This window comes from Polaromonas sp. P1_E3 (assembly GCF_056405935.1).
This window is the reverse complement of sequence record NZ_JBFUBD010000217.1, coordinates 1-4,735: the sequence shown is the minus strand read 5'-3', so window position 1 is coordinate 4,735 and position 4,735 is coordinate 1. Positions and strand designations below refer to the sequence as shown.

The window sequence follows — 4,735 nt, the reverse complement described above, 5'->3', positions numbered from 1 at the left end:
GCCATGCCGTTGCGCTGCTGCAGCTCACCGAGCAGGTCCAGGATCTGGCCGCGCAGGGTGACGTCCAGCGCCGTGGTGGGTTCGTCGGCCAGCAGCAGCCGAGGCTGGCAAGCCAGCGCCATGGCGATCATGGCCCGCTGCCGCTGGCCGCCCGAAAGCTGGTGCGGGAAAGAGTTGGCGCGTCTCTCAGGCTCGGTGATGCCCGTATCTGCTAGCAATTTGATAGCTGCTTGCGCACATTCCGCGGGGGCCAGGCCCTGTTTTAGCTGAAGAACCTCGGCAATCTGGTTGCCCACGCTAAACAGGGGGTTCAGCGCCGTCATGGGCTCCTGGAAGATCATCGCGATGTCGCGGCCACGGATCCCGCGCAGGGACTGCTCCGGTAGCGACAGCAATTCCACAGGCGCCCTGGGCGGCGCGCCGCTGGCGGCGCGCTCCGCTGCGTCTATGCCGGTGAAAACGGCCTTGCCCGTGACTGCGGCGTTTTGCGCCAGGCGCAACAGGCTCAGGGCCGTGACGGTTTTGCCCGAGCCTGATTCCCCCACCAGCGCGAGCTTTTCACCCGGTGCGATGGAAAAATCAATGCCATGGACGACTTCCTTGCCGCCAAACGAGATACGCAGGTCTTTAACGTCGAGGAGCGGCGTGGTCATCAGTCGGCCTTCCTTGGGTCCAGCGCATCGCGCAAGGCGTCGCCCATGAAGGTGAGAAGCAGCAGCGTGATCACAAGCACCGCAAAGGTCGACAGCGAAATCCACCAAGCGTCAATGCTGTTCTTGCCCTGGGATAGCAGCTCACCGAGCGAAGGCGTTCCCGGCGGGACACCCAAACCCAGGAAGTCGAGGGACGTCAGCGCCAGAATCGCGCCGCTCATGCGAAACGGGAGAAAGGTCACCACGGGCGTCAGGCTGTTGGGCAGGATGTGGCGCCAGATGATCTGCAGGTTGCCAACGCCCAGGGCGCGCGCCGCGCGCACATAGTCCATCTGGCGGTTACGCAGGAATTCCGCGCGCACATAGTCTGACAACCCCATCCAGCCGAACAGGCTGAGCAGGATCAGCAGCAAGGCCACGCTGGGCGCAAAGACCGCGCTAAAGATGATCAGCAAATAAAGCTCGGGCATGGAGCCCCAGATTTCGATGAAGCGCTGAAACAGCAGATCGGTCTTGCCGCCGAAATAGCCCTGCAGTGCCCCTGTCAGCATGCCGAGGAGAACCCCGGTAACCGTCAGCGCCAGCGCGAACAGCACGCTGACCCGAAAGCCGTAGATCAGCTGGGCCAGCAGGTCGCGCCCACGGTCGTCGGTGCCCAGCAGGTTGGCGCGGGTCGGCTTCGACGGGTTGGGCTCTTTCGCAAAATAGTTGAGCGTGTTGGGCCCATAAGGGTTGAGCGTATAAACCGCGAAGTTGCTCCCACGCGCCAGCCGCTCCTGGATATAGGGATCCAGGTAATCAGTCGCCGTATCAAAATCGCCGCCAAAGGTTTTCTCGCTGTAGTCCTTGACCATGGGAAAGTAATAACCGCCTTCATAGCGCACCAGCAGCGGCCGGTCGTTGGAGACCAGCTCGGCAAAGAGACTCAGCAGCACCAATGTGCAGAACAGGACCAGGCTATAAAAACCCAGCTTGTTGCGCCGAAAACGCCTCCATGCCCGTCTCGCAGGCGAATTGGAGACATATTTTTCCGGCCCAGTGCCACCGCGGATCGGGCTTTGCCCGTCCGCAGGAGGCGTCCCCTCGGGGGGAAGGCCGCCGGAGGTGGCTTCAGGGGGGTCAGTCAAACCGTACACGCGGATCCACCCAGACATAAGACAAATCGGAAATCAGCTTGGTGAACAGGCCGATCAAGGTAAACAGGTACAACGTGCCCAATACCACCGGGTAGTCACGGCGGATGATGCTTTCATAACTGAGCAAGCCCATGCCGTCGAGCGAGAACAGGGTTTCAATCAGCAGCGAGCCTGTAAAAAAAGCGCCGATAAAAGCCGCCGGGAAGCCGGTGATGATGGGAATCAGCGCATTGCGGAACACATGCTTCCAGAGCACCTGGCGCTCGCCCAGGCCCTTGGCGCGAGCGGTCAGCACATATTGCTTGCGAATTTCCTCCAGGAAGGCGTTTTTGGTCAGCATGGCCGTGACGGCAAAGCTGCCCAGCACCATGGCAGTAACAGGCAAGGTGATGTGCCAAAGATAGTCGGTGATGCGTGCGCCCCAGCTCAGAGTTTCCCAGTTGGACGACGTCAGGCCGCGCAGGGGAAACCACTGCAACTGGCCGCCAAAGATCACCAGAAGCGCAACGCCCAGCACAAACCCTGGAATCGCATAACCGGCCAGCACCAGCAAGGTGGTAAGGAAATCAAAGCGTGAGCCGGCCCGCACCGCCTTGGCCACACCCAGCGGCACCGCCACCAGATAGCTGATGAAAAAAGTCCACAGTCCCAGACTGACGGAGACCGGCAACTTCTCCTTGATCAACTGCCAGACATCCTTGTTCTGGAAGAAGCTCCTGCCCAGGTCAAAGCTCAGAAACTGCTTGAGCATCAGGTAAAACCGCTCGGGTGCCGGCTTGTCGAAACCATAGAGCGCCTTGATCTGCTCGACCCGCTTGGGATCCACGCCCTGCCCGCCCCGGTAACTCAGGCCGCCGCCCTCTGCCCCACGGCCGGCGCCAGCCTTGGCCTCGGCCATGTACTGCTCCACCGGCCCACCCGGCACGAACTGCGTGACCACAAAGGTGATCAACAACACCCCGAACAACGTCGGGATCATCAACAGGCAGCGTTTGAGAATGTAGGCCAACATATATCGATCACTTCCCCGCCAAATCCTGTGGGCAGCGCGCAACTGGCTTTGCCAGGCCGCAGCTGCCGCCCCCTGCAAGGGGCTGAGGAACGCGGCTCCGAGCCTGCCAGTGCAGGCTTGGACGTTCCGAAGAGGAAGGCCTCTGGCCGCACCACGGAAGTCTTACGCGAAGCGAACGTCCGGCGGGGGTGTTCATTGCTTGGCCCACCAGGTATTGATGATCCAGGTTTCGCCGGGTGCATAAGGCGGCATCTGTCCCGGCATCGCGAGGCGGCGCGAGTTGTAGACCACGCGGTGTGTGCCGGCCGTCCACTGCGGCAGCAGGTAATGGCTGTGCGCCACGATGCGCTCCAGCGCATGGCAGGCGGGTAGCAGTTCGGCCTTGGTTTTGGCGCTGGTCATCCTGGCGATCATGGCATCAATGGCAGGATTGGCCGCACCGCTGAAGTTGCCCGAGTCCTCAATGCCCGCAGCCTTGCTGCCGAAGATGTCGGCAAACTCCTGGCCCGGATTGTTGGTGCCGGCATAGGCGATGGAAACGATGTCGAACTCGAATTTTTGCAGGCGCTGCTGGTAAAGCGCGAAATCGGCCTGGCGGAAGTTGAGCTGGATGCCGAGCTTGTCCAGCGCCCGCATCCAGGGCGAGATCGTCCGCACCCCGCCTTCGTTGCTGTCCAGGTATTCGAGCACCATGGCCTCGCCTTTGGCGTTGCGCAGCTTGCCGTCTTTCACTTCCCAGCCGGCCTCCTTGAGCAGCGCCTGGGCGCGGCGCAGGTTGGCGCGCAAAGAAGAGTCACCGTCGGTGCGCGCCGGCACGTACATGGGGCCGAAAGCCGCAGCGGGAATCTCCTTGCGCCAAGGCTCCATCAAGGCCAGTTCTTCGGGCTTTGGCAAGCCGGCGGCCTGGCAATCGGTGTTGCCGAAAATCCCTGCCACACGCTGGTAGGCGTTGTAGAAGAGCTGGCGGTTCATCCATTCGTAGTCAATCGCCAGGCCCAGGGCTTCGCGCACACGCGGGTCCTTGAGCTTTTCGCGGCGGGTATTGAGCACATAGCTCTGAAAACCCGTGGGCAGGCTGTGCCTGAACTCGCCCTTCACCAGTTCGCCGGTGTCAAAGCGCTTGCCGCTCAGCCGCCGGGCCCAGTCGCCGGCCGAGAAGAACCGCATGATGTCAAACTCACCGGCCTTGAGCGCCTCGAGCTTGGCGGTGCTGTCCTTGTAAATCTTCACGGTGACGTTGTCGAAGTTCTCGGTGCCAACCCGAACGTTGAGCTTTTGACCCCAATAAGCCTTGTCGCGCACATAAGTGATGTCTTTGCCGAACACCACCGGCCCGATGCGGTAGGGGCCGCTTCCGATGGGGATGTCGGTCACAACCTCATTGAAGGGTTTGGTTTTGCCGCTGGCGTCCATGCCCCACTTGCGGCTGAACACCGACAGGCCGCCCACCGTCAGTGGCAACTCCCGGTTGGGCTTTTTGAAACGGAAGCGGACGGTGCGCTCATCCACCACCTCGCAGGCTGCGACGTCTTCCAGCAGCGTTTTGTACGCTGGGGAGGTATGCGGGCCCATCAGGGTGTCGAAGCTGTACTTGACGTCCGCCGCCAGCACTGGGTCGCCATTGTGGAAACGCGCTTCCTTGCGCAAACGAAAGGTGGCCGTCAGCCCGTCAGGGGAAACCTCAATGTCTTCGGCCAGCAGGCCGTAACCTGACGCGGTTTCGTCCATCGCGCCGGTCAGCAGCGAGTCGAACATGAAATCCGACAAGTAAGCAGGCGCCGAGCCTTTGATGGTGAAGGGGTTGTATTTGTCGAAAGTCGAGTACCGCAGGTTGCTGACCAGGCGCAGGTCACCGCCCTTGGGCGCTGCGGGATTGACGTAGTCGAAGTGGGTGAACCCCGCGGGGTACTTGAGGTCTCCCCAGAGTGCGTAGC

At 61.6% G+C, this 4,735-nt stretch carries 4 protein-coding genes; all 4 read right to left on the bottom strand.

Annotated features, from left to right (window positions below; genetic code table 11):
• Positions 1-653 (bottom strand): ATP-binding cassette domain-containing protein (locus tag AC1D0Z_RS16265; protein WP_477659258.1); only part of this gene is annotated, 653 nt, incomplete at its 3' end.
• Positions 653-1,807: an ABC transporter permease gene (locus AC1D0Z_RS16260; RefSeq protein WP_477659257.1), complete on the bottom strand. Its 1,155-nt coding sequence runs from the start codon at positions 1,805-1,807 to the stop codon at positions 653-655. The genes AC1D0Z_RS16265 and AC1D0Z_RS16260, both read right to left, overlap by 1 nt.
• Positions 1,773-2,801: a microcin C ABC transporter permease YejB gene (locus tag AC1D0Z_RS16255; RefSeq protein ID WP_477659256.1), complete on the bottom strand. Its 1,029-nt coding sequence runs from the start codon at positions 2,799-2,801 to the stop codon at positions 1,773-1,775. Before AC1D0Z_RS16255 ends, AC1D0Z_RS16260 begins: the two co-directional genes overlap by 35 nt.
• A 192-nt stretch (positions 2,802-2,993) precedes the next feature.
• Positions 2,994-4,735 (bottom strand): extracellular solute-binding protein (locus AC1D0Z_RS16250; protein ID WP_477659255.1); only part of this gene is annotated, 1,742 nt, incomplete at its 5' end.